6 protein-coding genes, 1 tRNA gene and 1 pseudogene are annotated in these 4,703 nt (G+C 67.8%); all 8 read left to right on the top strand.

Annotation, left to right across the window (positions count from 1 at the left end):
• On the top strand, nt 1-534 hold a 534-nt coding region (locus tag AC1VAN_RS12075), incomplete at its 5' end, for a class I tRNA ligase family protein (protein WP_480985872.1).
• Between the two features lie 139 nt (nt 535-673).
• On the top strand, nt 674-1,249 hold the full coding sequence (locus AC1VAN_RS12070; RefSeq protein ID WP_033831702.1) for an LPS-assembly lipoprotein LptE: 576 nt from the start codon (nt 674-676) through the stop codon (nt 1,247-1,249).
• A gap of 12 nt (nt 1,250-1,261) precedes the next feature.
• Entirely contained in the window at nt 1,262-2,299 is a 1,038-nt protein-coding gene (gene holA / locus AC1VAN_RS12065; RefSeq protein ID WP_059064761.1) for a DNA polymerase III subunit delta, read from the top strand.
• Nucleotides 2,300-2,302: 3 nt separating this feature from the next.
• Entirely contained in the window at nt 2,303-2,968 is a 666-nt protein-coding gene (nadD, locus tag AC1VAN_RS12060) for a nicotinate-nucleotide adenylyltransferase (protein ID WP_442251871.1), read from the top strand.
• A gap of 58 nt (nt 2,969-3,026) precedes the next feature.
• Nucleotides 3,027-3,440, top strand: coding sequence for a ribosome silencing factor (rsfS, locus tag AC1VAN_RS12055; protein WP_025879295.1), 414 nt, complete (start codon nt 3,027-3,029; stop codon nt 3,438-3,440).
• Nucleotides 3,441-3,503: 63 nt separating this feature from the next.
• Nucleotides 3,504-3,974, top strand: a complete 471-nt coding sequence (gene rlmH / locus AC1VAN_RS12050) for a 23S rRNA (pseudouridine(1915)-N(3))-methyltransferase RlmH (protein WP_025879294.1) — start codon at nt 3,504-3,506, stop codon at nt 3,972-3,974.
• 22 nt (nt 3,975-3,996) lie between these two features.
• Nucleotides 3,997-4,073 (top strand) — tRNA-Asn (locus AC1VAN_RS12045).
• A gap of 159 nt (nt 4,074-4,232) precedes the next feature.
• Nucleotides 4,233-4,703 (top strand): annotated as a pseudogene (locus tag AC1VAN_RS12040) (alpha/beta hydrolase); the annotation flags it as partial.

Genomic DNA, 4,703 nt, shown 5'->3' with positions numbered 1-4,703 from the left:
GCCGCACCGGCGCTCGACGCGGCTGCACTGGATGCCAGCCAGAAGGCCCTGCGCCGCAAGACCCACGAGACCATCGGCAAGGTCGGTGACGACTACGGCCGTCGTCACAGCTTCAACACCGCCATTGCCGCGGTGATGGAGCTGATGAACGCGCTGGCCAAGTTCGAGGACGGCAGCGAGCAGGGGCGCGCCGTGCGCCAGGAAGCGCTGCAGGCCATCGTGCTGCTGCTCAACCCGATCACCCCGCACGCCAGCCATGCCCTGTGGCAGGTGCTGGGCCATGGCGAAACGCTGCTGGAAGACCAGCCGTTCCCGCAGGCCGACAGCAGTGCGCTGGTTCGCGACGCRCTGACCCTGGCCGTACAGGTCAATGGCAAGCTGCGCGGCACGATCGAGGTCGCCGCCGATGCCGCGCGCGAACAGGTTGAAGCGCTGGCGCTGGCCGAGCCGAACGCGGCCAAGTTCCTGGAAGGCCTGACGGTGCGCAAGATCATCATCGTCCCCGGCAAGATCGTGAACATCGTCGCTGCCTGATGTACCTGGCACCGGCCGCCATCGTGGCGGTCGGTGCGTTGTCGCCACGCCGGGCACGCCCGGCCGATGGCCCTGCGTTCACGCGGCCTCGGGCACCCTGTCTGTTGCCGTGATCGCCCGGCTCCGCCAGACTGTCTCCATGACCCGAATCCTGCTTGCCCTCGTTCTCGTCCTCGGCCTCGCCGGCTGCGGTTTCCACCTGCGCAACAAGCTGATGCTGCCGACCGACACGGCGCCGGTGAAGGTGGTCTCCACCGCGCCCTACAGCGAGTTGGTCAAGCTGTTGAACCGCAGCCTGCTGGCATCCGGTGCGCGCTTGGCCGATGAGGACAGCGAGGGCCCCAATGCCCAGCTGCAGGTGCTGTCCGAACGCTGGGGCGACCTGCCCATCGCGATCGACTCGCAGGGCCGCGCGCAGGAATACAGCCTGCGCTATGCGGTGATCTTCATCTTCCGCCGCGAAGACGGCAGCGAGCTGGTGCCGCAGCAGGTGATCGAACTGTCGCGCGACTACGTGTCGCCGCCGACCGACGCCACCGGTACCACCACCGAACGCGAGATCCTGGCCGATGAACTGCGCCGGGAAATGTCGGCCTCGATCATCCGCCGCATCGACAGCGTGGTCCGCGCCGAACTGGAAAAGGGCGGCAGCCTGTCGGCGCCGAAGCCGGTCGAGCACGATCCGGTCGAGCCCGCACCCGCCGTCCAGCACTGAGCCGGGCGCCTGATGGAACTGCGACCGGAACAGCTGGCCGGGCAGGGCGCTGACACGGCGCTGGCGCCGGTCTACCTGATCGCCGGTCCGGAAACGCTGCGTGTGCTGGAGGCAGCTGATGCCGTGCGTGCCCGTGCACGTGCGGCCGGCATCGACGAGCGCGAAGTGTTCGATGCCGATGGCCGTGATTTCGACTGGAACCAGCTCGACGCCAGCTTCAATGCCCCCAGCCTGTTCAGTGCCCGCCGCCTGGTGGAAGTGCGCCTGCCCAGCGGCAAGCCGGGCAAGGACGGCGGTGAGGTGATCAGCCGGTTCTGCGCCAACCCGGCGCCGGACGTGATCCTGATGATCACCGCCAACGAATGGAGCAAGGCCCACCAGGGCAAATGGGCCGAGGCGGTGAACCGCGTCGGCGTGCTGTCGGTGGCCTGGGCCATCAAGCCGCATGAGCTGTCGGACTGGATCGAACGGCGCCTGCGCAGCAGGGGCCTGCGCGCCGAACCGGCGGCCGTGCAGCGCTTGGCCGAACGCGTTGAAGGCAACCTGCTGGCGGCTGCGCAGGAGATCGACAAGCTCGTATTGCTGGCCGACGGCCAGACCCTGGACGTGGAACGGATGGAATCGCTGGTGGCCGATGCTGCCCGCTACGACGTGTTCCGGCTGGTGGAAGCCACCTTCTCCGGCCAGCCCCAGGCGGTACTGAGGATGCTGGCCGGGTTGCGCGGCGAAGGCGAGGCCGTGGCCGCGCTGATGCCGATCGTGATCCGCGAGCTGTTGGCCGGTGCCGGCCTGGCACGGGTACAGGCACGTGGCGGCAATCTGGCGGCGGAGATGAAATCCCGCGGTATCTGGGAATCGCGGCAGGCGCCCTACAAGCGCGCGCTGCAGCGGCACCCGGAAGGCAAGCGCTGGGAGCGTTTCGTGGCCGAAGCAGGGCTGGTTGACCGCATCGCCAAGGGCCGCGCAGACGGCGATGCCTGGCTTGCACTTGAGCGCCTGCTGGTGGCGGTGGCCGAAGCGCGTGCGGTGCGGCTGCTCGCCCGGGCCTGATCCATGAGCCTGCGGATCTATTACGGGGGCACCTTCGACCCGGTGCATCTGGGCCATCTGGCGATCGCGCGCGCCGCGCGCGATGAACTGCAGGTGGCGGTGCGCATGCTGCCTGCCGCCGACCCGCCGCATCGCGCGGCACCGGGCGCGACCGCCGAGCAACGCTGCACCATGCTCGGCCTGGCCATCGGCGATGAGCCGGGCCTGCTGCTGGACCGGCATGAGCTGGATCGGGCCGAGCGCTTCCCTGGCCGACCTTCCTATACCGTCGATACCCTGCGCGAACTGCGGGCCGAACTTGGCCCCAGCCGCCCGCTGGCGTGGCTGGTGGGGGCCGACAGCCTGCTGGGCCTGCCCAGCTGGCACGAGTGGCAGGCGCTGTTCGGTCTGGCCCATTTCATCGTTGCCGAGCGGCCCGGCAGCCCGCTGCGGGCCAGTGTCGACGGCGCGCTGGGCCAGGCCACCGAGGGGCGCTGGGCCGACAACGAGCAGGCCCTGTTCACCAGCCCGGCCGGCCGCATCCTGCGCCTGCACCACCCGCTGCGGGTGGAATCGGCCAGTGCCGTGCGCGCCCAGATCGCCGCGGGCGGCCCCTGGCGGGCCATGCTGGCACCGGCGGTGGCCGACTACGTTTCTGGCCACGGCCTGTACCGCCCCGCCGCCTCGTGAATACGGTTGCCGCGCTGTGCCCGTATAATCGCCCCCACGTTTATCGAGTCGACCCGCTTTGAGCAACCAGACCCAGCCCCAGACCATCAAGGTCGATCTGCCCAGCCCGCCGCCCTCCGTGCCGGAACTGCTGGCCAGCGTCCGTCAAGCCACCGAAGACCTGAAGGCCAAGGACCCGGTCGAGATCGACGTACGCGGCAAGTCCAGCGTCGCCGACTACATGGTGGTCGTATCGGGTACTTCGACCCGCCATGTGAAGTCCATCGCCGACGAAGTCGTGCGCTTCGCCAAGAACATCGACGTCATGCCGCTGGGTGTTGAAGGCGAGCGTGAAGCCGAATGGGTGCTGGTCGACCTGGGCGACGTCATCGTGCACGTGATGCTGCCGCGCGTGCGCGAGTTCTACGCGCTCGAGCGCCTGTGGACCGTTGGCGACCAGCCGCCGTCCTACGACGACGACGAAGTGGCCTGAGCCATTCGTTGATGCAGTTTTCGACGGCGCCGATGGCGCCGTCGACGTTTTGGAGGAATGTTGATGAAAGCCCGCCTGATTGCCACCGGCGAACGCGCGCCCAGTTGGGTGGCGCAAGGGTTTGCCGAGTACCAGAAGCGGCTCTCGCACTGGCTGCCGTTCGAGCTGGTGGAGATCGAGCCCGGCCTGCGTGGCAAAGGGCGCGACGCACGTCGCGCCACCGAGGACGAGGGCAAGCGGGTGATCGCTGCGTTGCCGAAGAATGCCTATGTCGTTGCACTGGACGTACCGGGCCGCCAGCTCAGTTCCGAACAGCTGGCGCAGCGCCTGGAGCACTGGCGTGGACAGGGCAGGGACCTGGCGTTCCTGATCGGTGGCCCGGAAGGGCATTCGCCGGAAGTGTCTGCGCTGGCCGATGAAAAGTGGTCGATCGGCCCGCTGACGCTGCCGCACATGCTGGTGCGGCTGGTGGTGGCCGAGCAGTTGTATCGCGCTGCTGCGATGTTGGCCAATCACCCCTACCATCGGGCGTGAAGAGTCGTTATACTGGCGGTCTGCCCGAATAGCTCAGCCGGTTAGAGCACTTGACTGTTAATCAGGGGGTCGTTGGTTCGAGTCCAACTTCGGGCGCCACATTCAAGAGGCCTGCATCGCAAGATGCAGGCCTTTTTTGTTGTGTCGCGCCGTGCAGTCGCGTGCGGCGGTGGATCCACCCCATGCGTGGATGCATCGCGCGCGATCTTTCGAGCGGACTCGACTCTACACTGCAGGTCCATCACGTGGATGTTGACGATGCGCGCTCGCTTTGCATTTCGCCTGCTGATGGTCCTGCTGCCATTTACCGCATCGGCCGCCGCGCCTGCCACCTGGCACCCGCCAGCCGGTACCACCGAACTCCCTCTGTGGCCGGATGGGCAGGTGATGGCACCGCCGAAGCTGAAAGGCCGCGAGCAGGTCAGCGAAACCGTGTCCAAGGCCAGTGGCGAGCGCTGGATGATGCTGCAGAACGTGGCCGTGCCCACGCTCACCGTGTTCCCGGCGAAAGGCTCGCCCAACGGCACGGCAGTGATGGTGATACCGGGTGGTGGCTACAACGTGCTGGCGATCGACCTGGAAGGCAGCGAGATCTGCGATTGGCTGACCGCGCAGGGCGTCACCTGCGCACTGCTGAAGTATCGCGTACCGGCCTCGGGACCGAACTGGGACCGCGAATGCAACTGCCGCGACATTCCGGCCGTGCCGATGGCCTTGCAGGATGCGCAG

The organism is Stenotrophomonas sp. 05L44_2, from assembly GCF_056665995.1.
The sequence above is the reverse complement of the archived record's forward strand: the minus strand, read 5'-3'. Positions and strand labels throughout refer to the sequence as shown.